The sequence below is a fragment of the Escherichia sp. Lx600-2 genome (assembly GCF_036662595.1).
GTDB lineage: Bacteria > Pseudomonadota > Gammaproteobacteria > Enterobacterales > Enterobacteriaceae > Escherichia > Escherichia coli.
Genome location: NZ_JAYQWM010000004.1, coordinates 78,137 through 99,865, shown reverse-complemented (window position 1 = coordinate 99,865; position 21,729 = coordinate 78,137). Strand labels below are relative to the sequence as shown.

Below are 21,729 nucleotides of genomic sequence, written 5' to 3'. Positions count from 1 at the left end.
TTCCTGCTACAGTTTATTACGCTTCGTCACCGAACCAGCAAATATTACGGGCAGCCATAATCAGTGCTCCGGCTTTTTCGTCGGTCAACCCTTCGATATCAGCCAGATCATCAATGCCCTGTTCGGCGAGATCTTCCAGCGTACAAACGCCACGGGCGGCCAGTTTGAATGCCAAATCACGATCTACCCCTTCAAGGTTCAGCAGATCGTCAGCCGGTTTGTTATCACCGAGGCTTTCTTCCTGGGCCTGTGCAATGGTGGCCAGTGCATTTTTAGCACGCTCGCGCAGTGCTTCAACGGTCGGCTCATCAAGGCCTTCGATTTCCAACAGCTCTTTCATCGGCACATAGGCCAGTTCTTCCAGCGTCGAGAAACCTTCTTCTACCAGAACAGTCGCGAAGTCTTCGTCGATGTCGAGATATTTGGTGAAGGTGTCGATCGCTGCGTGCGCTTCCGCCTGATGCTTAGCCTGCAGGTCGTCAACGGTCATTACGTTGAGTTCCCAACCGCTCAGCTGCGAAGCCAGACGCACGTTCTGACCGTTACGGCCAATCGCCTGTGCCAGGTTACCGGCTTCAACGGCGATATCCATGGTGTGTTTATCTTCATCCACCACGATAGAAGCAACGTCTGCCGGTGCCATTGCGTTAATCACGAACTGCGCCGGGTTATCATCCCACAGGACGATATCGATACGCTCGCCGCCCAGTTCAGTAGAAACCGCCTGAACACGCGCGCCACGCATACCTACGCAAGCACCTACCGGATCGATACGTTTATCGTTGGTTTTCACCGCGATTTTCGCACGAGAACCCGGGTCGCGAGCCGCTGCTTTAATTTCAATCACTTCTTCGCCGATTTCTGGCACTTCAATACGGAACAGTTCGATCAGCATTTCCGGCTTGGAACGAGTGACGAACAGTTGCGCGCCACGCGCTTCCGGGCGAACGGAATAAAGCACGCCACGAACGCGGTCGCCAGGGCGGAAGTTTTCACGCGGCAGCATATCTTCGCGCAGGATCACGGCTTCAGCGTTGTTGCCCAGATCCAGAGAGATGTTGTCGCGGTTTACTTTTTTCACCACGCCGGTGATGATTTCACCTTCGTGTTCACGGAACTGATCAACCACCATCGCACGTTCGGCTTCACGCACTTTCTGCACGATAACCTGTTTTGCCGTCTGGGTGGTGATACGGTCAAAGGTAACAGACTCAATCTGATCTTCAACGTAATCGCCCAGGTTCAGGCTTTCATCTTCATAACGTGCGGCTTCAAGGGTGATTTCCTTGGTCGGCTGGGTGACTTCATCAACAACTAACCAGCGACGGAAGGTGTCAAAATCACCGCTTTTGCGATCGATCTGTACGCGGACGTCGATCTCTTGTTCATATTTTTTCTTTGTTGCTGTCGCCAGCGCGCTTTCCAATGCTTCGAAAATCTTCTCGCGAGGTAGCGCCTTTTCATTGGATACGGCTTCAACTACAGCCAAAATTTCTTTGTTCATCGCGGGCTTTTCACCTCATCCAGACTATTAAAAGTGGGGAACCAGGTTCGCCTTCTGGATATTACTCAGCGCGAACACTTCATCTTTACCTTCGACGGTAACTGTGATCATTTCACCGTCTACCGCTTTGATAACGCCCTGCCATTTACGACGGTTTTGTACCGCCATACGGAGAACCAGAGTCACCTCTTCTCCGACAAAACGGGCGTAGTGTTCAGCCGTGAACAGTGGGCGATCGAGACCCGGTGAGGAGACTTCCAGGTTATAAGCAACGGTGATGGGATCTTCAACATCCAGCACAGCACTTACCTGGTGGCTCACATCAGCACAATCATCAACATTGATGCCATCTTCACTATCAATATAGATGCGCAGTGTGGATGTGCGACCGCGAATAAATTCGATGCCAACCAGTTCAAAACCCAGGGCCTCAACTGGCGCAGTAATCATCTCTGTTAATTTTTGCTCTAATGTGGACAAGCCCACCCCCAAGACATAAAAAAAGGGCCTAAAGCCCAGTTATTCTGTAGTCAGATAACAAAAAACCCCGATAAATCGGGGCTTTATATAACTGAACCCTATAACCGCAACTGCGGTCTGGAGCACTTTCCAGAAGGATTTTTTCAAATCCCACTACGAAGGCCGAAGTCTTCACAGTATATTTGAAAAAGAACTCTAAGGGAAAGTGGTTGCGGGGGCCGGATTTGAACCGACGACCTTCGGGTTATGAGCCCGACGAGCTACCAGGCTGCTCCACCCCGCGCCTGAAACGTGGCAAATTCTACTCGTTTTGGGTAAAAAATGCAAATACTGCTGGGATTTGGTGTACCGAGACGGGACGTAAAATCTGCAGGCATTATAGTGATCCATGCCACATTTTGTCAACGTTTATTGCTAATCACGTGAATGAATATCCAGTTCACTTTCATTTGTTGAATACTTTTGCCTTCTCCTGCTCTCCCTTAAGCGCATTATTTTACAAAAAACACACTAAACTCTTCCTGTCTCCGATAAAAGATGATTAAATGAAAACTCATTTATTTTGCATAAAAATTCAGTGAGAGCGGAAATCCAGGCTCATCATCAGTTAATTAAGCAGGGTGTTATTTTATGACGACGATTCTCAAGCATCTCCCGGTAGGTCAACGTATTGGTATCGCTTTTTCCGGCGGTCTGGACACCAGTGCCGCACTGCTGTGGATGCGACAAAAGGGAGCGGTTCCTTATGCATATACTGCAAACCTGGGCCAGCCAGACGAAGAGGATTATGATGCGATCCCTCGTCGTGCCATGGAATACGGCGCGGAGAACGCACGTCTGATCGACTGCCGCAAACAACTGGTGGCCGAAGGTATTGCCGCTATTCAGTGTGGCGCATTTCATAACACCACCGGTGGCCTGACCTATTTCAACACGACGCCGCTGGGCCGCGCCGTGACTGGCACCATGCTGGTTGCTGCTATGAAAGAAGATGGCGTGAATATCTGGGGTGACGGCAGCACCTATAAAGGAAACGATATCGAACGTTTCTATCGTTACGGTCTGCTGACCAATGCTGAACTGCAGATTTACAAACCGTGGCTTGATACTGACTTTATTGATGAACTGGGCGGCCGTCATGAGATGTCTGAATTTATGATTGCCTGCGGTTTCGACTACAAAATGTCTGTCGAAAAAGCCTACTCCACAGACTCCAACATGCTTGGTGCAACGCATGAAGCGAAGGATCTGGAATACCTCAACTCCAGCGTCAAAATCGTCAACCCGATTATGGGCGTGAAGTTCTGGGATGAGAGCGTGAAGATCCCGGCAGAAGAAGTCACAGTACGCTTTGAGCAAGGTCATCCGGTGGCGCTGAACGGTAAAACCTTTAGCGACGACGTAGAAATGATGCTGGAAGCTAACCGCATCGGCGGTCGTCACGGCCTGGGCATGAGCGACCAGATTGAAAACCGTATCATCGAAGCGAAAAGCCGTGGTATTTACGAGGCTCCGGGGATGGCGCTGCTGCACATTGCGTATGAACGTCTGCTTACCGGTATTCACAACGAAGACACCATTGAACAGTATCATGCACATGGTCGTCAGTTGGGCCGTCTGCTGTACCAGGGACGTTGGTTTGATTCCCAGGCGCTGATGCTGCGTGACTCTCTGCAACGCTGGGTTGCCAGCCAGATCACTGGTGAAGTTACCCTGGAGCTGCGCCGTGGGAACGATTATTCAATCCTGAATACCGTCTCAGAGAACCTGACCTACAAGCCAGAGCGTCTGACGATGGAAAAAGGCGACTCGGTGTTCTCGCCAGATGATCGTATTGGTCAATTGACCATGCGTAATCTGGATATCACTGATACCCGAGAGAAACTTTTTGGTTATGCCAAAACTGGCCTGCTCTCCTCCTCTGCCACTTCAGGCGTGCCGCAGGTGGAGAATCTGGAAAACAAAGGCCAGTAATTCGACATCAACCCTGCCCTTCAGGGGTGGGGTTACCTTGCTTATCCTCTGTAAACTCCTTTCTGAGCATCACATAATCGAAAACATCATGGTTTGCATCCACAACCCGTGAGTCTCCTTTATAGTGTGCAATCACTTCCTCAAGCGTTTGCGGCTGTTCCGGCTTTGTTACCCCCATCCACGCATTAATAAGGTAATTATTGTAAGCTGTAGAAAAGATGTTGTTTTCCGTTGTGCGATCCACACCATCCCCAAGAACGGGGCTATACCAGATAAACATCGGAACATGATATGCCTGCTGGCTGGCCTCCCTGCCTCCATGAAAATAGACGTTCTTCTTCGTAGGGTCACGTTCCAGGCCGTGGTCGGCAAAATACATGACCGAGGCGCGGCGATCTTTTAATAATTCAAAAACCTGACCTAGCAAACTATCTGTGTAATGAATGGAGTTGTCATAGCAGGCATCCTGATCGTCCTGCGGTTGAAACACGGCGCTGGATTGCGGATAGGCGCTACAAGCCGGTTCATGGCTTCCATTTAAATGAAGAACAATCAGTTTCTTTTGCTGTGTATTTTGCTGTAATGCTTGCGATAAATGCGGCAACAACAATTCATCAAATCCTCTGACATAAACTGTTTCCATGGCGCGCATGGCGATACTGGTAACTGCTGTACCATTCTGCCGAAAAGCGGATTGCGAACTTAGCCAGAAAGTCTGAAATCCTGCTTGATTAGCCATATTAATAATGTTGTCGGGGTAATTATGAATGTCATGGCTCAAAACAGAATCAGCAGTTAAAGAAAGGGGAACCGACAGCGCAGTGTAAGGTGCACCGCTTATTGCTTGATTAAACAGTTTGATCTGTTTTCTTTGTGCTTCGATTTGCGGTGTCGTAGAGCGTGTATATCCATACAAAGACATATTGTCGACACGTACAGACTCCCCCACAATCAACACGTAGGTATCAATACCTGTATCCCTGACTGATAATTGAAAATACGGCACTGTGTTTGCAATTGAGAGTAATCTTTGATGCTCTTTCGCTGCTAAAGCAAAATAATTGAGATTGAAAAACGGCGTATAGGTAGCAAATCGCGACGCTAGTATATATGGACTGAACGCATTTTTATTTTTGGCATCTTTATAAGCAAATTGACAAGCGGAAAATAAACTTCCCGAAATGACAATCAGCAATAATATTCCTGTCACTTTTTTTGTCGGCAAGGAAACATCATATTTTATTATTACAGCCAAAAAAAGAAGGGATAAAAAGGCAAAAGCACATAGATAAGGGCTATACATTCCCAGCATTTTGACAACTTCATCCGGATCACTCTGCAGCACACTAATCGCAAATCCATCATTGAAAGTTGTACCAAAGGTACACCATGAATAGAGGCTAATACTCATGTCTGCCGCAGTCAGTAACACAAATGGTGCGGCAACAAGCAGGCGAAGCGGAAGGGATGATATACGTTTAACAACCAGGATGGTCAGAACGAAGAACAGCAATCGCTGAACCATATGCGCTCCGGAAGAGGCGACTAAGTTCGTAATACCAAAAACAATAACACTAAGATACAACAACCAATGAGATTTAAAACTTCTAGCAAATTTGTTGAATACTGTCATCCAGAAATCCAAGTTCACAACCAATATAAACAATTATCAACAATGTGCAATTTTATATCAGACATGTTTTTCAACTCTGATCCATATCAGAACGAAACACTGTTAGTTTTTTCTTTTTAAATGATGCGGCCATTGCGTTCTCAGTAATTAAATAACATTATCAATGCGTCTCTAAACATTACGCAGAACGTAGCCATCAGTAGTTATACTGACAGGAGCAGGATGGTTTATCGAGAAGTAAACATATCCGTATTCGTACCGGAACTGGAGTTGACACAATAAAGTGCCAATTATGTCAGCAGTAGGGAAAAGTTTATAACGAAGGCGTACCGGCAACATCGTTTCAAGGTACCAGCTACGAGTAAAGCAACTGGACGAGATACAGATACCTGACAACCATTCCTCAGACCAGGACCAAAACGAAAAAAGACGCTTTTCAGCGTCTCTTTTCTGGAATTTGGTACCGAGGACGGGACTTGAACCCGTAAGCCCTATTGGGCACTACCACCTCAAGGTAGCGTGTCTACCAATTCCACCACCTCGGCACGGAAACTACTTTTTAGTTCGGGATATCGCTGGTCGGCTTAGCCGGAGCAGCTGGCTGAGTTTGTTCGGTTTTCGCCGGCGCACTCAGGTTTTCCCATTCGCTACCTTTATTGGTTTTGTTGCTATTGATGTTACCCAGCACCAGACTGATGATGAAGAATAACGTTGCCAGCAGCGCCGTCATGCGGGTCATGAAGTTACCAGAACCACTTGAACCAAACAGCGTAGCGGAAGCGCCTGCTCCGAAGGAGGCTCCCATATCAGCGCCTTTACCTTGCTGCAGCATGATCAGACCAACAAGGCCAATTGCCACAATAAGGAAAACTACCAAAAGAGCTTCGTACATAATCAACCTGTTCCTTGCGGAGTTGCCGCGTACCAATGCTTCAACCAATAAAGCGGGAGTTTTTAATCTTTCCCACTGAAGCGGGTGTGAATACTAACCAAAGCGAATGACCTTCGCAAGGGCAATTTTATCGCATTGTATCAACTGCGGAAAAAAACAGCAAAACCGATGTGTTCGCCGAGAAAAAAGGCGACAATCGCCGCCTTTTTAGCCAGTTATCTAACGCTTTAAACGGCTTTTACTGCATCGGCGATGCGGTGTGCAAATTCAGTCACCTGCGCTTCGTCTTCGCCTTCCACCATCACGCGAATTAACGGTTCGGTGCCGGATTTACGCAACAGCACACGTCCACGGCTACCCAGCGCCGCTTCAACTTCTGCGGTCACCGCTTTGACTGATTCATGCTCCAGCGGATCGCCGCTACCTGCGGTGTAACGCACGTTTACCAGGATTTGCGGGAACATTTTCATGCCGCTGCAAAGGTCGTGCAGGCTCATATGGTTACGCGCCATCGCCGCCAGCACCTGCAAACCAGCAACGATGCCGTCACCGGTAGTGGTTTCATCCAGCAGGATCACATGACCGGAATTCTCTGCACCGATACGCCAGCCTTTCTCCTGCATTTTTTCCAGTACGTAGCGGTCACCCACTTTCGCGCGCGCAAATGGAATTCCTAACTGTTTCAGCGCCAGTTCAAGCCCCATGTTGCTCATCAATGTACCCACAGCGCCACCACGCAGCTGGCCCTGACGAAGACCTTCACGCGCGATGATATACATGATCTGATCGCCATCGACTTTATTGCCTTCATGGTCAACCATAATCACGCGATCGCCGTCGCCGTCGAAGGCAATACCGAGATCCGCTTTTTCAGCCAGCACACGAGCCTGGAGCGCGCGAACGTCGGTAGCCCCCACTTCGGCATTGATGTTTACACCGTTCGGCTCACAACCGATAGCGATAACGTTCGCCCCGAGTTCACGCAGCACGTTCGGCGCGATGTGATAAGTCGCACCGTTTGCACAATCCACCACAATCTTCAGTTCACTGAGGCTAAGTTCGTTCGGGAACGTGGCTTTGCAAAACTCGATATAGCGACCCGCGGCATCAACGATACGGCTGGCTTTACCCAGTTCTGCCGAATCAACGCAGCTGATCTCCTTTTCCATTTCCGCTTCGATGGCTTCTTCAACTGCATCCGGCAGCTTAGTACCGTCAATAGAAAAGAATTTAATGCCATTATCGTAGAACGGGTTATGCGATGCAGATATCACAATTCCGGCCTCTGCGCGGAAGGTACGCGTCAGATAAGCCACGGCCGGTGTTGGCATCGGGCCAGTGAAGAGTGCGGAAAGGCCCGCAGCCGCCAGCCCCGCTTCCAGTGCTGACTCCAGCATATAGCCAGAAATACGCGTATCTTTACCAATAATAATCTTACGGGAGCCGTGGCGCGCCAGCACTTTACCCGCGGCCCAACCCAGCTTAAGCACAAAATCAGGTGTGATCGGCGCATCCCCTACACGACCACGAATCCCATCGGTACCGAAATATTTACGATTACTCATAGCGTTTGTTTTCCTTTGCAGACAGAGTAGCTTCCACCACTCGCATCGCTTCTACGGTTTCTTTGACGTCATGAACACGAATAATGTGCGCGCCTTGCATTGCGGCAATGACCGCACAGGCCAGACTACCGCTCAGGCGCTCGGACGGCCCCACGTTCAGCAGCTGCCCAATCATCGATTTTCGTGACATACCCACCAACAGCGGCAGGTTGAAATGGTGAAATTCAGCCAGGCGCGCCAGTAATGAATAGTTATGGGAGAGATTTTTACCGAAACCGAATCCGGGGTCGAGCAACAATTTCTCTTTTGCGATACCCGCCTGCTCGCAACGTGCTATTTGCTCAATAAAGTAGCGATTCACTTCTGCAAAGACATCGTCATACTTCGGGGCTTCCTGCATGGTTTTTGGATTTCCCTGCATATGCATCAGACAAACCGGTAAACCGGTTTCTGCAGCCGCCTCCAGAGCGCCAGGTTCGGAAAGGGAGCGGATATCGTTAATAATGTGAGCGCCAACTTTCGCTGACTCACGGATGACTTCTGGTTTGGATGTATCGACCGAGATCCAGACTTCGAAGCGTTGAGCAATTGCCTCAACCACAGGAATAACACGTTGCAACTCTTCTTCAACGCTAACTTCCGCCGCCCCTGGCCGCGTGGACTCGCCACCAACGTCAATGATCGTCGCGCCAGCGTTGATCATCAGATTCGCATGTTTCACCGCATCTATCAGCGAGTTATGCGTGCCACCATCCGAAAAGGAATCAGGCGTGACGTTGAGGATCCCCATTACGTGAGGATGGCTAAGGTCCAGTGAAGTACCCTGGGCAAAGAGTTTCATGATGTTATCCCTGGTATGAATTGATAAGAAAAAACCCCGGAGCACGCCCCGGGGTTTTCGGTACAAATACAGTCATCTGATGCGGGAACTTACTTGTCGCCTAACTGCTCTGACATGGTGTTACCCGGGTTCGGCGTACGCGGTTCATCAACCGGACGAGGAGCCTTTGGACTACCATTGTCGCCAGAATTGTTAGAAGCGCCTGGTTCTTCCCAGCCCGCTGGCGGACGTACATCGCGACGTGCCATCAGGTCATCAATCTGCGGTGCGTCGATAGTCTCATATTTCATGAGAGCATCTTTCATCGCATGCAGAATATCCATATTGTCGGTCAGAAGCTGACGCGCACGATTATAGTTACGCTCAATCAGTGCTTTCACTTCCTGGTCGATGATACGTGCAGTTTCATCGGACATATGTTTCGCTTTCGCTACGCTACGGCCGAGGAACACTTCACCTTCTTCTTCCGCGTACAGCAGTGGACCCAATTTCTCAGAGAAGCCCCACTGAGTCACCATGTTACGTGCCAGGTTGGTCGCAACTTTAATATCGTTGGACGCACCGGTAGAAACATGTTCCGGCCCGTAGATGATCTCTTCTGCCAGACGACCACCGTACAGCGTAGAAATCTGGCTTTCCAGTTTCTGACGGCTGGCGCTGATTGCGTCGCCCTCAGGCAAGAAGAAAGTCACACCCAGCGCACGACCGCGTGGGATAATCGTCACTTTGTGCACCGGATCGTGCTCCGGCACCAGGCGACCGATAATCGCATGACCCGCTTCGTGGTAAGCCGTCGATTCTTTCTGCGCTTCCGTCATCACCATGGAGCGACGTTCCGCACCCATCATGATTTTGTCTTTCGCTTTCTCGAACTCAACCATCGACACAACGCGTTTGTTGCCACGAGCAGCGAACAGTGCCGCTTCGTTCACCAGGTTCGCCAGGTCAGCACCGGAGAAACCAGGAGTACCACGGGCAATGATTGCCGCGTCGATATCGGGTGCCAATGGTACGCGACGCATGTGAACCTTCAGGATCTGCTCACGACCGCGAACATCTGGCAAGCCAACCACAACCTGACGGTCGAAACGGCCAGGACGCAGCAGCGCTGGGTCGAGAACGTCCGGACGGTTAGTCGCGGCGATAACGATGATACCTTCGTTACCTTCGAAGCCATCCATCTCAACCAGCATCTGGTTCAGAGTCTGTTCACGTTCATCGTGACCACCGCCCAGACCTGCGCCACGCTGGCGGCCTACGGCGTCGATTTCATCGATAAAGATGATGCACGGTGCCGCTTTCTTCGCCTGTTCGAACATGTCACGAACACGGGATGCACCCACACCGACGAACATTTCTACGAAGTCAGAACCGGAGATAGTAAAGAACGGAACTTTCGCTTCGCCTGCAATCGCTTTCGCCAGCAGCGTTTTACCGGTACCCGGAGGACCGACCATCAGGACGCCTTTCGGGATCTTACCGCCGAGTTTCTGGAAGCGGCTCGGCTCGCGCAGATACTCAACCAGTTCAGCAACTTCTTCTTTTGCTTCGTCGCAGCCCGCAACGTCAGCAAAGGTCGTTTTGATCTGATCTTCCGTCAGCATGCGCGCTTTGCTCTTACCAAACGACATGGCACCTTTGCCACCGCCGCCCTGCATTTGACGCATGAAGAAGATCCAGACACCAATCAGCAACAGCATCGGGAACCAGGAGATGAAGATAGAAGCCAGCAGGCTTGGTTCTTCAGGCGGTTCACCGACAACCTTGACGTTCTTGGTCAACAGGTTATCCAGTAATTTCGGATCCTGAACCGGAATGTAAGTGGTATAACGGTTACTATCTTTCTTGGTAACGTTGATTTCACGTCCGTTGATACGCGCTTCACGAACCTGGTCGTTATTGACCTCTTGTAGGAAGGTAGAGTAATCCACCTTACGGCCATTAGACTCGCTGGGCCCAAAGCTCTGGAATACTGACATCAGCACAACGGCAATGACCAGCCAGAGTATTAGGTTTTTCGCCATGTCACTCAAGGGATTAACCTCTTATTACAACTGTGTTAAAAACAGCGTCAGGATACTCTATATCCAGCATCTTTCAAACTTTCGTCTGAAATCTCCCGGTTAGGGTTTACGCCCGGTCGCTACAATATACACTTCCCGCGAACGTGCACGAGAAGAGTCCGGCTTACGAACTTTGACCTTCGTAAACAGGGAGCGAATTTCCCTTAGATACTCATCGAAACCTTCGCCCTGGAACACCTTCACTACAAAACTGCCACCTGGCGCTAATACATCACGACACATTTCTAGCGCCAGTTCCACCAGATACATGGCACGGGGGATATCCACCGCCGGTGTTCCGCTCATGTTTGGTGCCATATCGGACATGACAACCTGGACTTTGCTGTCGCCAACGCGCTCCAGCAGTGCTTTCATCACCAGTTCATCACGAAAATCGCCCTGAAGAAAGTCCACACCAACGATAGGATCCATAGGTAAAAGATCGCAAGCGATGATGCGGCCTTTGCCGCCAATTTGGGTGACCACATATTGTGACCAACCACCCGGAGCAGCACCAAGGTCGACAACCGTCATTCCCGGTTTAAAGAGTTTGTCACTTTGCTGTATTTCATCAAGTTTAAACCAGGCACGGGAACGTAACCCCTTTTTCTGTGCCTGTTGAACATATTTATCGCTAAAGTGTTCCTGAAGCCAGCGGCTGGAGCTGGCAGAACGCTTCTTACCTGTCATTTAACTTTCCCATGGGGATAACTCATCGTAACCAATTGCGTAAATTTTTACGCGCCTATTTGGTGATATATGGGAGATGGCGGTAGAATGACCCGTTTTCAATCCCAACGTAAGCAAAAAATACGATGAATCTGAGTACTAAACAAAAACAGCACCTGAAAGGTCTGGCACATCCGCTCAAGCCAGTTGTTCTGCTTGGCAGTAATGGTTTGACCGAAGGGGTGCTGGCCGAGATTGAACAAGCGTTAGAGCACCATGAACTCATCAAGGTGAAAATCGCCACCGAAGATCGCGAAACTAAAACCTTGATCGTGGAAGCTATCGTGCGCGAAACCGGCGCCTGTAATGTACAGGTCATCGGTAAAACGCTGGTGCTTTATCGCCCAACTAAAGAACGTAAAATCTCGCTGCCACGCTAAGATTATCCTAAAGTTACACACATTTGCTGTGTAAAACGAGGGGTTTTCCGCAGGCAGGAGAGCAAAATGCCACGCTCTGTTCGTTGATAAAAGGCCGCATAGCGGCCTTTTTCCTTTCTTTACAATACATCAACATTTTGAGTATTGGGTAATTCTTACAGGTATTCCACCTTAATTACTTCAAATTCTACTTCGCCGCCCGGCGTTTTGATGACCACAACATCATCTTCTTCTTTGCCGATCAGGCCACGAGCAATAGGTGAGTTTACAGAAATCAGGTTTTGTTTAAAGTCAGCTTCGTCATCGCCAACGATGCGATAAGTCTGTTCTTCGTCAGAATCGAGATTCAGCACCGTTACGGTAGCACCAAAAATAACGCGCCCATTGTTGGGCATTTTGGTGACATCAATCACCTGCGCGTTCGACAGCTTGGCTTCGATGTCTTTAATACGGCCTTCGCAGAAACCCTGCTGTTCACGAGCTGCGTGGTATTCGGCGTTTTCTTTCAGGTCGCCATGCTCACGCGCTTCCGCGATAGCAGCAATGATTTCAGGACGGCGCACAGATTTCAGAAAATCCAGCTCTTCGCGTAATTTTTCAGCGCCGCGTAAGGTCATCGGAATAGCTTGCATTTGTTATACCTCTTGAATATTCCTGATGGGGCAAGTCTTCACCCACCCCGGCTGTTCGGCCTGCCCGGCATAACTCCTCACCGGGACCAGAAGCAAAAAAATACCGACCCGGGTACAAGTCCCAGGTCAGCTACAATTCACATTTTGATAGTCATTTTACCCTGAAGTTCCCGAAGGGTCATCGTTTACTTTATAGGGCGTTGCGCCGTAGTATGACGGCTCGATTCCAGGTTGTTAGCGCGAGATTATGCGATTTTCCAGATTTATCATCGGATTGACCAGCTGTATAGCGTTCAGTGTTCAGGCCGCGAATGTTGATGAGTACGTTACTCAACTCCCCGCTGGTGCCAACCTTGCCCTGATGGTGCAAAAAGTCGGCGCGTCGGCCCCCGCTATTGATTACCACAGTCAGCAGATGGCGCTGCCCGCCAGTACCCAGAAAGTGATTACTGCGCTGGCGGCGTTGATTCAACTCGGCCCCGATTTTCGTTTCACCACGACGCTTGAAACCAAAGGCAATGTGGAAAACGGCGTACTTAAGGGTGACTTAGTGGCGCGATTTGGTGCCGATCCGACGTTAAAACGTCAGGATATTCGCAATATGGTCGCGACTGTGAAAAAATCTGGCGTCAACCAAATCGATGGCAATGTGTTGATAGATACCTCCATTTTCGCCAGCCACGATAAAGCCCCCGGCTGGCCATGGAATGACATGACACAATGCTTTAGCGCTCCGCCTGCCGCTGCCATAGTTGACCGCAACTGTTTCTCCGTCTCGCTCTACAGTGCCCCAAAACCTGGTGATATGGCTTTTATACGCGTGGCATCTTATTACCCCGTTACGATGTTCAGCCAGGTACGCACCCTCCCCCGTGGTTCTGCCGAAGCGCAATACTGCGAACTGGATGTCGTACCAGGCGACCTGAACCGCTTTACGCTGACGGGATGCCTGCCACAACGTTCTGAGCCGCTCCCGTTGGCTTTTGCCGTGCAGGATGGAGCCAGCTATGCCGGGGCAATTCTGAAAGATGAGTTAAAACAGGCAGGTATCACCTGGAGCGGAACACTGCTGCGCCAGACTCAGGTTAACGAACCTGGAACGATAGTTGCCAGTAAACAGTCGGCCCCGTTGCACGATCTGCTTAAGATTATGCTGAAAAAGTCGGACAACATGATCGCCGATACGGTTTTCCGCATGATAGGCCATGCGCGCTTCAATGTGCCTGGAACATGGCGGACCGGGTCGGACGCTGTGCGTCAGATCCTGCGCCAGCAAGCCGGTGTCGATATTGGAAACACCATTATTGCCGATGGTTCAGGGCTTTCGCGGCATAACCTGATTGCCCCCGCCACCATGATGCAGGTGCTGCAATACATTGCCCAACACGACAATGAACTTAACTTTATCTCCATGCTGCCGCTAGCGGGCTATGACGGCTCTTTGCAGTACCGTGCAGGTCTGCATCAGGCGGGCGTGGATGGAAAAGTCTCAGCGAAAACCGGTTCGTTGCAGGGGGTATATAACCTGGCGGGATTCATTACCACAGCGAGCGGGCAACGAATGGCGTTTGTACAATATCTTTCTGGCTATGCAGTAGAACCGGCGGATCAGCGTAATCGCCGTATTCCGTTAGTGCGTTTTGAAAGCCGTTTGTATAAAGATATTTATCAGAACAATTAGTCAAAAAGAACCCCCGGCACATGGCCGGGGTTTTGCTGATTAACGCTTGTAAATGAACTCAACGCCTTCTTCGTCGTCTTCGTCCCAGTCGTCATCCCAGTCCTCATCATCCTCTTCAGCAATCTCTTCAAGCTGCTGGCGATGATAATCATCCCACATGAATTCGACTTTCTCTGGCTGTTTCGCTTCTTCAGCCTGCACGACCGGGTTTTCAATGATAAAGGTCATCACATCCCAGCAGAGATCTTTCACGCCCAGTCCACTCGCCGCAGAGATCAGATAATATTTATCTTCCCAGCCCAGCGCCTCAGCGATCGCTTTCGCTTTCTCTTCGGCTTCTGCCTTATCCAGCAGATCGATCTTGTTGAAGACTAACCAACGCGGTTTCGCCGCCAGATCCTGGCTGTATTTTTCCAGCTCGCTGATAATAATACGCGCGTTTTCAACCGGATCGGTGCCGTCAATCGGATCGATATCGATGAGGTGCAACAGGACGCGGCAACGTTCCAGGTGCTTCAGGAAGCGAATGCCCAGACCTGCGCCTTCCGCAGCGCCTTCAATCAGTCCTGGAATATCGGCAACAACGAAGCTCTTTTCGTTGTCCATTCGTACCACACCCAGACTTGGCACCAGAGTGGTAAACGGATAATCCGCCACTTTCGGTTTAGCCGCCGATACCGCACGAATAAAGGTCGATTTACCGGCGTTTGGCATCCCCAACATACCGACGTCAGCCAGCAGCATCAGCTCCAGCAGCAGCTCACGCTTATCGCCCGGCGTACCGTTAGTTTTCTGCCGTGGTGTACGGTTAACTGACGATTTGAAACGGGTATTGCCCAGACCGTGCCAGCCGCCCTTAGCAACCAGCAGACGCTGACCGTGTTTGGTCATATCGCCCATGGTTTCACCAGTACCCTGGTCGATTACACGCGTACCTACCGGCACTTTAATTGTGACGTCTTTACCGCGCTTACCGGTACAGTCGCGGCTTGCGCCATTCTGACCGCGCTCTGCACGGAAAGATTTTTCAAAACGATAATCGATAAGCGTGTTCAGGTTCTCGTCGGCTTCCATCCATACGTCACCACCATCACCGCCGTCGCCGCCATCCGGGCCGCCTTTCGGAATATACTTTTCGCGGCGGAAGCTCACGCAACCATTACCGCCATCACCTGCAACGACCAGAATCGATGCTTCATCAACAAACTTCATTTTATTCTCCGTAAATCATTCGCCTGCGCGGGGTTGCGATACCACCGTTGTATGCTTACGTAATCCGCCCCAAATACGATGACCAATGGCGGAATACATCGCGCCCGCAACCACGACAAACGCACCGAGATAACCTAAAAGGTTTAACATCGGTCTGGCGAAGAAATCGGGCCAGGCCAGTGATAAAAGATCTGAAAAAAACAGCGTAAACAGTGGGGTGAGCGTGATGATCGCGCTCACCTGCGCTGCCTGCCAGCGAGCCATCGCTTCCGCCAGGGCGCCATATCCTACCAAGGTATTCAGTCCGCAAAAAATTAAACATGCGAGCTGCCAGTGGCTAAGCTGCGCTATCACTCCAGGCTTTGCCAGAGGGAAGAGCGCAATTGTACATAAAGTGTACAGTAAAAACAGGATCTGCGGTGAGGCCAACCGACGCAATAAAACCTTTTGCGCCACGCCATAACTCACCCACACCGTCGCCGCACCGACCCCAAAGATTACTCCCCAGGTGTAATCGGTGAGCTTGGTAAATATCTCGACCAGACTGGTGTTAAAAAACATCACCAGGCCGCTCAGGAGCATCAATGCCCCTACAACCTGAGTGCTGCGCATTTTCTCTTTCAGGATAAATACGCTGGCAACCATCATGCCAACTGGCGAGAGTTGCCCAATCACCTGCGAAGCGGTCGGACTCAGGTATTGCAAGGATGAGCTGAACAGGATGAAGTTCCCAAACAGCCCGGCGGTCGCCACTGCCAACAAAATCAACCAGCGTGGCTTACGAAACACGCGTAATGGCGGCAACCTCTTCTTCACCGCAAGAATGGCACCAAGGCCAATACTCGCCATCAAGAAACGGTAAAACACGATTGTCGGAGGTTCCATCACCTCCAGCACCTGCTTCATTGCAATTGGCAACGCCCCCCAGCAAATTGCTGTGGTGAGCGCCAAAAGAATGCCAATGCCTGCCTGCTGCTTCATACCGTATTCCCTGCAAAGCGCATTTGCGGATTAACGTCGCACCATGCGCATTTTTACCGGTTATCGAATGTAAAAAGCCCCGCAACGTGTTGCGGGGCTTTCATCCGTTACCGGGACGCGAAAAACTTATTCAGCTTCGATGCTGATAAATTTACGGTTTTTCGGGCCTTTAACTTCGAATTTCACTTTACCGTCTGCTTTAGCAAACAGAGTGTGGTCACGACCGCAACCTACGTTAGCGCCAGCGTGGAATTTGGTACCACGTTGACGAACGATGATGCTACCCGCCAGAACGGATTCGCCACCGAAACGCTTAACGCCCAGGCGTTTAGCTTCTGAATCGCGACCGTTACGTGTGGAGCCGCCAGCCTTTTTATGTGCCATTTGAAATCTCTCCTCAGGTCTTAGGCGCTGATGCCAGTAATTTTCACATCAGTGAACCACTGACGATGGCCCTGCTGCTTACGATAGTGTTTACGACGACGAAACTTAACGATTTTAACTTTCTCGCCACGACCGTGAGCAACAACTTCAGCTTTGATTACGCCGCCATCAACGAAAGGAACGCCGATTTTGACTTCTTCACCGTTTGCGATCATCAGCACTTCAGCGAACTCAACAGTTTCGCCAGTTGCGATGTCCAGCTTTTCCAGGCGAACGGTCTGACCTTCGCTTACTCGGTGTTGTTTACCACCACTTTGGAAAACCGCGTACATATAAAACTCCGCTTCCGCGCACACCTTTTCAATGATTCAGAGTGCGCTATAAATATTCACAATAGGGCGCGAATATTACGCAAAACGCACGCCTTTGACAAGTGCTACAGTCAATACACGAAGAAAAAAAACACAACTTGTACGGTAACGTTTATCTGTGCCATTTTTTCAGTACAATCACCCTATATTCCTAACCATAAACCCTAAGTTGCCTTTGTTCACAGTAAGGTAATCGGGGCGAAAAGCCCGGCTTTTGCGATGAATTTAGAAAAAATCAATGAGTTAACCGCGCAAGATATGGCGGGTGTTAATGCGGCAATCCTTGAGCAGCTTAATTCCGACGTCCAACTGATCAATCAGTTAGGCTATTACATCGTCAGCGGCGGCGGTAAACGTATTCGTCCGATGATTGCTGTACTGGCTGCACGAGCTGTTGGCTATGAGGGAAATGCGCATGTCACCATTGCTGCCCTGATCGAGTTTATCCACACGGCGACTCTGCTACACGACGACGTTGTGGATGAATCAGATATGCGCAGGGGTAAAGCTACCGCCAACGCCGCATTTGGCAATGCCGCCAGCGTGCTGGTAGGCGATTTTATTTATACCCGCGCGTTCCAGATGATGACCAGCCTCGGTTCGCTCAAAGTGCTGGAAGTCATGTCAGAAGCCGTAAACGTCATCGCAGAAGGTGAAGTTCTGCAACTGATGAACGTTAACGATCCGGACATCACTGAAGAAAACTACATGCGCGTTATCTATAGCAAAACCGCGCGTCTGTTTGAGGCTGCCGCGCAGTGTTCCGGGATTCTGGCTGGCTGTACGCCGGAGGAGGAGAAAGGCCTGCAGGATTATGGGCGCTATCTCGGCACTGCTTTCCAGTTGATCGACGATTTACTCGATTACAATGCCGATGGCGAACAGTTAGGTAAAAACGTCGGCGACGATCTGAACGAAGGTAAACCGACGCTGCCGCTGCTGCATGCGATGCATCATGGCACACCAGAACAGGCACAGATGATCCGTACCGCCATCGAACAGGGTAACGGTCGCCATCTTCTGGAACCGGTTCTGGAAGCAATGAACGCTTGTGGATCTCTTGAATGGACGCGTCAGCGCGCCGAGGAAGAAGCAGACAAAGCCATCGCAGCGTTACAGGTGCTCCCGGACACCCCTTGGCGAGAGGCACTCATCGGCCTCGCGCACATCGCTGTTCAACGCGATCGTTAATCCCCTCCCCTCATCCCGCGCAGTGCGCGGGATGATTCCAGTAAACTCCATAAGAATACTTATTCAGCGTAATAATGCCTGAAAAACCAGTGTATACATCTTTATATATTCTGAATATTCACACTCTTTACAGGAACTTTTTAGAGCAATCGGCCATCAGGAGTATAGTGATGCTCGACAGAAGAAGTGTTCTGAATGAAAGCGACTAACTTAAGGAGTGAGGAAAGATGGAAAGTAATTTCATTGACTGGCATCCCGCTGACATCATTGCGGGTTTGCGCAAGAAGGGAACGTCAATGGCGGCGGAGTCTCGCAGAAATGGTTTGAGTTCCTCAACGCTGGCGAACGCATTATCGCGCCCATGGCCGAAAGGAGAGATGATTATTGCGAAAGCCCTGGGAACTGACCCCTGGGTTATATGGCCATCACGCTACGATGATCCGCAGACCCATGAGTTTATCGACAGAACGCAGTTGATGCGTAGCTACACTAAACCGAAAAAATGAGTGGTCTGGCGGTAGCCCCGCGAACGGGGCTGCCAGCTCTCAGACGATTACTCGCCTTTCACACGCTCAATATTTGCACCTAAAGCGCGCAGTTTGTCTTCAATGCGTTCGTAGCCACGATCGATGTGATAAATACGATCAACCACCGTCGTCCCTTCCGCAATACAGCCAGCCAGCACCAGGCTTGCTGATGCACGCAGATCGGTTGCCATAACCTGTGCGCCAGAAAGTTTTTCAACACCGTGACAAATAACGGTATTGCTTTCGATTTCGGCGTGTGCGCCCATACGGCTCAGCTCTGGCACATGCATAAAGCGGTTTTCAAAGACCGTTTCGGTGATGAATCCGGTCCCTTCTGCCACCAGGTTCAACAGCGTGAACTGGGCCTGCATATCGGTCGGGAATGCCGGATGTGGCGCGGTACGTACGTTAACAGCCTTCGGACGTTTGCCATGCATATCCAGGCTAATCCAGTCTTCGCCGACTTCGATGTCCGCTCCAGCGTCACGCAGTTTCGCCAGCACGGCGTCGAGAGTATCTGGCTGCGCGTTACGGCAGATAATTTTGCCGCGAGAGATCGCCGCCGCCACCAGGAAAGTACCGGTTTCGATACGATCCGGCAGCACGCGATAGACACCGCCGCCTAAACGTTCCACACCTTCGATGACGATACGATCGGTGCCCTGACCGCTAATTTTCGCACCCAGCGTAATCAGGAAGTTCGCGGTATCGACGATTTCCGGTTCACGCGCTGCGTTTTCAATAATCGTGGTGCCTTCCGCCAGGGTTGCAGCACACATGATGGTCACCGTTGCGCCAACGCTGACTTTATCCATCACGATATGTGCGCCTTTCAGACGACCATCGACGGAAGCTTTAACGTAACCTTCTTCCAGTTTGATGGTCGCGCCTAATTGTTCGAGGCCAGAAATGTGTAGATCAACCGGACGCGCACCGATCGTACAACCGCCAGGTAGTGAAACTTGCCCCTGACCAAAGCGCGCTACCAGCGGCCCCAGTGCCCAGATAGAAGCACGCATGGTTTTAACCAGATCGTAAGGTGCGCAGAATACATTAACGTCGCGGGCATCAATATGCACAGAACCATTACGTTCTACTTTCGCACCCAGCTGGCTTAGCAGCTTCATTGATGTATCGACGTCTTTCAGTTTCGGGACGTTCTGGATCTCTACCGGTTCTTCCGCCAGTAGAGCGGCAAAAAGGATAGGCAGAGCAGCATTTTTAGCGCCGGAAATTGTGACTTCGCCCTGGAGCGTCGTTGGCCCCTGAACACGAAATTTATCCATTTAGTTTGTTCTCAGTTAACAATTCATATCCGCTACCGGCGAATCGCCCATAGCTCAAAAGCCGTTCAGTTTGCGATCGCGCGCCCACTCCGCAGGGGTATACGCTTTGATCGACACAGCATGAATGCGGTTATCCGCAATATATTCCATCAGCGGACCATAGACCGTCTGCTGTTTTTTAACCCGACTCATGCCGTCAAACAACTCACCCACGGCAATAACCTGAAAGTGGCTGCCATCGCCGGAAACGTGGACTTCCTGGAGGGAGAGAGCGTTCATCAACACGCTCTGAATTTCATTATTTTCCATGGGATCTTCAATCATCAGTTAATAAACCAGCGAAACATCTTAGAGCAAAGCTGCGCTGGCATAAATAAGCAAAAAGCCTCGCTGATAAATCAGACAAGGCTCGACTTGCAGGCAGGTTTGCCGGACAGGCGGTTAACGCCATATCCGGCCTGAAAAAATTTAACGAGGCAGAACATCAGCAGGCAAATTATACAATTTCGCCAGGGTATACACTTTGTCGTTTACCCCCTGAAGCGTCACGTTGTTGCCCTGCTTTTTCGCCAGATCGATAAGATGGAGCAGCAGTGCCAGTCCACCCGTATCCACGCGGGACACACGGCTAAGATCGATGCAGGTAATCCCCTTCACCGCTTCCTCACGCATTTCCCAAAGCGGTAGCAGAACGTCCTGATCCAGCTCTCCGGATAACGCCAGCGTGTCACCCGTCTGCATCCAGCTCAGTGACTCGCTCATTATTTTTTCTCTTCCAGAGTGATTTTCTGTTGAGAAATCGATTTCAGTTGCGCAGTCAGGCCGTCGATACCTTTGGTACGCAGCAGCGTTCCCCACTCGTTTTGTTTGGTAGTGATCATACTGACGCCTTCAGCAATCATGTCGTAAGCCTGCCAGTTGCCCGTCTGGGAGTTTTTACGCCACTGGAAGTCCAGACGCACCGGCGGGCGGCCATTCGGGTCAATAATGGTAACGCGAATAGGCACAATGGTTTTATCGCCCAGCGGCTGTTCTGGCGCAATCTGATAGGTTTGACCGTGATACATCGCCAGCGCCTGACCGTAAGCCTGCTTCAGGTACTCACGGAAAGCGGCAAAGTAAGCATCACGTTGAGCTGGGGTCGCACTCTTGTAATACTGGCCCAGCACCAGCGCACCGGCGTATTTCACCTGTACGTATGGCAGCAGTTCCTGATCAACAATGGTACGCAGATAATCCGGGTTGGCCCGAATTTGCGGTTGCTCATTCTTCAGGCGATCGAACGTTTTCTGCGCCGCCTCGTCCATCAGCTTATACGGATTGGTTTGGTCTGCCGCGGTTGCCGCACTCAGCGGTGCAATCACCAGCAAAGCGACCATCATTAAACGTTTAAACATGCGTCG

The 21,729-nt window shown here is 50.5% G+C and carries 22 protein-coding genes and 2 tRNA genes; 5 read left to right on the top strand and 19 right to left on the bottom strand.

The annotated features are described in order from the left end of the window. Positions 1-16: 16 nt before the first annotated feature. From nusA to OQV04_RS02525, 3 genes are all read right to left on the bottom strand, one after another. The gene (gene nusA, locus OQV04_RS02535) at positions 17-1,504 is read right to left on the bottom strand and encodes a transcription termination factor NusA (RefSeq protein WP_001031057.1); all 1,488 of its coding nucleotides are present in this window, start codon (positions 1,502-1,504) and stop codon (positions 17-19) included. Between the two features lie 27 nt (positions 1,505-1,531). Beyond that, entirely contained in the window at positions 1,532-1,984 is a 453-nt protein-coding gene (gene rimP / locus OQV04_RS02530; protein ID WP_001300397.1) for a ribosome maturation factor RimP, read from the bottom strand. A gap of 206 nt (positions 1,985-2,190) precedes the next feature. Then, positions 2,191-2,267: transfer RNA gene (locus OQV04_RS02525), tRNA-Met, on the bottom strand. Between the two features lie 347 nt (positions 2,268-2,614). Here OQV04_RS02525 and argG point away from each other — a divergent pair. Further along, a complete protein-coding gene (gene argG, locus OQV04_RS02520) occupies positions 2,615-3,958 on the top strand; it encodes an argininosuccinate synthase (protein WP_000207683.1) in 1,344 nt (447 codons plus the stop codon). A 7-nt stretch (positions 3,959-3,965) separates the two neighbouring features. Here the strand turns inward: argG and OQV04_RS02515 are convergent, their stop codons facing one another. From OQV04_RS02515 to rlmE, 7 genes are all read right to left on the bottom strand, one after another. After that, positions 3,966-5,591 carry a phosphoethanolamine transferase gene (locus OQV04_RS02515; protein ID WP_077628339.1) on the bottom strand — a complete coding sequence of 542 codons (1,626 nt, stop codon included), beginning with the start codon at positions 5,589-5,591 and terminating at the stop codon, positions 3,966-3,968. A 458-nt stretch (positions 5,592-6,049) separates the two neighbouring features. Further along, positions 6,050-6,136 (bottom strand) — tRNA-Leu (locus OQV04_RS02510). 14 nt (positions 6,137-6,150) lie between these two features. After that, positions 6,151-6,483, bottom strand: a complete 333-nt coding sequence (gene secG, locus OQV04_RS02505) for a preprotein translocase subunit SecG (RefSeq protein WP_001295556.1) — start codon at positions 6,481-6,483, stop codon at positions 6,151-6,153. 227 nt (positions 6,484-6,710) lie between these two features. Further along, on the bottom strand, positions 6,711-8,048 hold the full coding sequence (glmM, locus tag OQV04_RS02500) for a phosphoglucosamine mutase (RefSeq protein WP_032281658.1): 1,338 nt from the start codon (positions 8,046-8,048) through the stop codon (positions 6,711-6,713). After that, on the bottom strand, positions 8,041-8,889 hold the full coding sequence (gene folP, locus OQV04_RS02495; protein ID WP_000764731.1) for a dihydropteroate synthase: 849 nt from the start codon (positions 8,887-8,889) through the stop codon (positions 8,041-8,043). Before folP ends, glmM begins: the two co-directional genes overlap by 8 nt. An 89-nt stretch (positions 8,890-8,978) precedes the next feature. Continuing rightward, positions 8,979-10,913 (bottom strand): ATP-dependent zinc metalloprotease FtsH, encoded by a 1,935-nt coding sequence (gene ftsH, locus OQV04_RS02490; RefSeq protein WP_001107467.1) that lies wholly within the window; start codon positions 10,911-10,913, stop codon positions 8,979-8,981. A gap of 99 nt (positions 10,914-11,012) precedes the next feature. Further along, the gene (rlmE, locus tag OQV04_RS02485; protein ID WP_000145975.1) at positions 11,013-11,642 is read right to left on the bottom strand and encodes a 23S rRNA (uridine(2552)-2'-O)-methyltransferase RlmE; all 630 of its coding nucleotides are present in this window, start codon (positions 11,640-11,642) and stop codon (positions 11,013-11,015) included. A gap of 125 nt (positions 11,643-11,767) precedes the next feature. Here rlmE and yhbY point away from each other — a divergent pair, with 125 nt between their 5' ends. Beyond that, positions 11,768-12,061 carry a ribosome assembly RNA-binding protein YhbY gene (yhbY, locus tag OQV04_RS02480; RefSeq protein WP_001054420.1) on the top strand — a complete coding sequence of 98 codons (294 nt, stop codon included), beginning with the start codon at positions 11,768-11,770 and terminating at the stop codon, positions 12,059-12,061. 155 nt (positions 12,062-12,216) lie between these two features. Here the strand turns inward: yhbY and greA are convergent, their stop codons facing one another. Next, positions 12,217-12,693: a transcription elongation factor GreA gene (gene greA, locus OQV04_RS02475; RefSeq protein WP_001148001.1), complete on the bottom strand. Its 477-nt coding sequence runs from the start codon at positions 12,691-12,693 to the stop codon at positions 12,217-12,219. 247 nt (positions 12,694-12,940) lie between these two features. On the opposite strand from greA, the gene dacB reads away from it, so the two are divergent. Next, positions 12,941-14,374 (top strand): serine-type D-Ala-D-Ala carboxypeptidase, encoded by a 1,434-nt coding sequence (dacB, locus tag OQV04_RS02470; RefSeq protein ID WP_032281659.1) that lies wholly within the window; start codon positions 12,941-12,943, stop codon positions 14,372-14,374. Positions 14,375-14,413: 39 nt separating this feature from the next. Here dacB and cgtA read toward each other — a convergent pair whose 3' ends face one another. The 4 genes from cgtA to rplU form a co-directional block, all read right to left on the bottom strand. After that, a complete protein-coding gene (gene cgtA, locus OQV04_RS02465) occupies positions 14,414-15,586 on the bottom strand; it encodes an Obg family GTPase CgtA (protein WP_000673561.1) in 1,173 nt (390 codons plus the stop codon). Between the two features lie 15 nt (positions 15,587-15,601). Further along, a complete protein-coding gene (locus OQV04_RS02460) occupies positions 15,602-16,567 on the bottom strand; it encodes a DMT family transporter (protein WP_000813037.1) in 966 nt (321 codons plus the stop codon). Positions 16,568-16,693: 126 nt separating this feature from the next. Beyond that, positions 16,694-16,951, bottom strand: coding sequence for a 50S ribosomal protein L27 (gene rpmA, locus OQV04_RS02455; protein ID WP_000940595.1), 258 nt, complete (start codon positions 16,949-16,951; stop codon positions 16,694-16,696). A 20-nt stretch (positions 16,952-16,971) separates the two neighbouring features. Then, positions 16,972-17,283 (bottom strand): 50S ribosomal protein L21, encoded by a 312-nt coding sequence (gene rplU, locus OQV04_RS02450; protein WP_000271401.1) that lies wholly within the window; start codon positions 17,281-17,283, stop codon positions 16,972-16,974. Between the two features lie 258 nt (positions 17,284-17,541). On the opposite strand from rplU, the gene ispB reads away from it, so the two are divergent. Both ispB and sfsB read left to right on the top strand, forming a co-directional pair. Then, positions 17,542-18,513 (top strand): octaprenyl diphosphate synthase, encoded by a 972-nt coding sequence (gene ispB, locus OQV04_RS02445; RefSeq protein ID WP_001047336.1) that lies wholly within the window; start codon positions 17,542-17,544, stop codon positions 18,511-18,513. 227 nt (positions 18,514-18,740) lie between these two features. Next, complete coding sequence (gene sfsB / locus OQV04_RS02440; RefSeq protein ID WP_032281660.1) at positions 18,741-19,019, top strand: DNA-binding transcriptional regulator SfsB; 279 nt, start codon at positions 18,741-18,743, stop codon at positions 19,017-19,019. A gap of 47 nt (positions 19,020-19,066) precedes the next feature. Here sfsB and murA read toward each other — a convergent pair whose 3' ends face one another. The 4 genes from murA to mlaC form a co-directional block, all read right to left on the bottom strand. After that, positions 19,067-20,326, bottom strand: coding sequence for a UDP-N-acetylglucosamine 1-carboxyvinyltransferase (gene murA, locus OQV04_RS02435; RefSeq protein WP_032281661.1), 1,260 nt, complete (start codon positions 20,324-20,326; stop codon positions 19,067-19,069). A 54-nt stretch (positions 20,327-20,380) separates the two neighbouring features. Continuing rightward, positions 20,381-20,635, bottom strand: a complete 255-nt coding sequence (gene ibaG / locus OQV04_RS02430) for a BolA family iron metabolism protein IbaG (RefSeq protein ID WP_000429656.1) — start codon at positions 20,633-20,635, stop codon at positions 20,381-20,383. 159 nt (positions 20,636-20,794) lie between these two features. Beyond that, complete coding sequence (mlaB, locus tag OQV04_RS02425) at positions 20,795-21,088, bottom strand: lipid asymmetry maintenance protein MlaB (RefSeq protein ID WP_000004488.1); 294 nt, start codon at positions 21,086-21,088, stop codon at positions 20,795-20,797. Next, positions 21,088-21,723, bottom strand: a complete 636-nt coding sequence (mlaC, locus tag OQV04_RS02420) for a phospholipid-binding protein MlaC (RefSeq protein WP_000476484.1) — start codon at positions 21,721-21,723, stop codon at positions 21,088-21,090. The genes mlaB and mlaC overlap by 1 nt, the downstream gene beginning before the upstream one ends. Between the last annotated feature and the right edge of the window lie 6 nt (positions 21,724-21,729).

Excerpts from the sequence above, each read along its gene's own strand:
- nusA (WP_001031057.1), bottom strand. The coding sequence starts at position 1,504 with ATGAACAAAGAAATTTTGGCTGTAGTTGAAGCCGTATCCAATGAAAAG.
- argG (WP_000207683.1), top strand. The coding sequence starts at position 2,615 with ATGACGACGATTCTCAAGCATCTCCCGGTAGGTCAACGTATTGGTATC.
- OQV04_RS02515 (WP_077628339.1), bottom strand. The coding sequence starts at position 5,591 with ATGACAGTATTCAACAAATTTGCTAGAAGTTTTAAATCTCATTGGTTG.
- secG (WP_001295556.1), bottom strand. The coding sequence starts at position 6,483 with ATGTACGAAGCTCTTTTGGTAGTTTTCCTTATTGTGGCAATTGGCCTT.
- glmM (WP_032281658.1), bottom strand. The coding sequence starts at position 8,048 with ATGAGTAATCGTAAATATTTCGGTACCGATGGGATTCGTGGTCGTGTA.
- folP (WP_000764731.1), bottom strand. The coding sequence starts at position 8,889 with ATGAAACTCTTTGCCCAGGGTACTTCACTGGACCTTAGCCATCCTCAC.
- ftsH (WP_001107467.1), bottom strand. The coding sequence starts at position 10,913 with ATGGCGAAAAACCTAATACTCTGGCTGGTCATTGCCGTTGTGCTGATG.
- rlmE (WP_000145975.1), bottom strand. The coding sequence starts at position 11,642 with ATGACAGGTAAGAAGCGTTCTGCCAGCTCCAGCCGCTGGCTTCAGGAA.
- yhbY (WP_001054420.1), top strand. The coding sequence starts at position 11,768 with ATGAATCTGAGTACTAAACAAAAACAGCACCTGAAAGGTCTGGCACAT.
- greA (WP_001148001.1), bottom strand. The coding sequence starts at position 12,693 with ATGCAAGCTATTCCGATGACCTTACGCGGCGCTGAAAAATTACGCGAA.
- dacB (WP_032281659.1), top strand. The coding sequence starts at position 12,941 with ATGCGATTTTCCAGATTTATCATCGGATTGACCAGCTGTATAGCGTTC.
- cgtA (WP_000673561.1), bottom strand. The coding sequence starts at position 15,586 with ATGAAGTTTGTTGATGAAGCATCGATTCTGGTCGTTGCAGGTGATGGC.
- OQV04_RS02460 (WP_000813037.1), bottom strand. The coding sequence starts at position 16,567 with ATGAAGCAGCAGGCAGGCATTGGCATTCTTTTGGCGCTCACCACAGCA.
- rpmA (WP_000940595.1), bottom strand. The coding sequence starts at position 16,951 with ATGGCACATAAAAAGGCTGGCGGCTCCACACGTAACGGTCGCGATTCA.
- rplU (WP_000271401.1), bottom strand. The coding sequence starts at position 17,283 with ATGTACGCGGTTTTCCAAAGTGGTGGTAAACAACACCGAGTAAGCGAA.
- ispB (WP_001047336.1), top strand. The coding sequence starts at position 17,542 with ATGAATTTAGAAAAAATCAATGAGTTAACCGCGCAAGATATGGCGGGT.
- sfsB (WP_032281660.1), top strand. The coding sequence starts at position 18,741 with ATGGAAAGTAATTTCATTGACTGGCATCCCGCTGACATCATTGCGGGT.
- murA (WP_032281661.1), bottom strand. The coding sequence starts at position 20,326 with ATGGATAAATTTCGTGTTCAGGGGCCAACGACGCTCCAGGGCGAAGTC.
- ibaG (WP_000429656.1), bottom strand. The coding sequence starts at position 20,635 with ATGGAAAATAATGAAATTCAGAGCGTGTTGATGAACGCTCTCTCCCTC.
- mlaB (WP_000004488.1), bottom strand. The coding sequence starts at position 21,088 with ATGAGCGAGTCACTGAGCTGGATGCAGACGGGTGACACGCTGGCGTTA.
- mlaC (WP_000476484.1), bottom strand. The coding sequence starts at position 21,723 with ATGTTTAAACGTTTAATGATGGTCGCTTTGCTGGTGATTGCACCGCTG.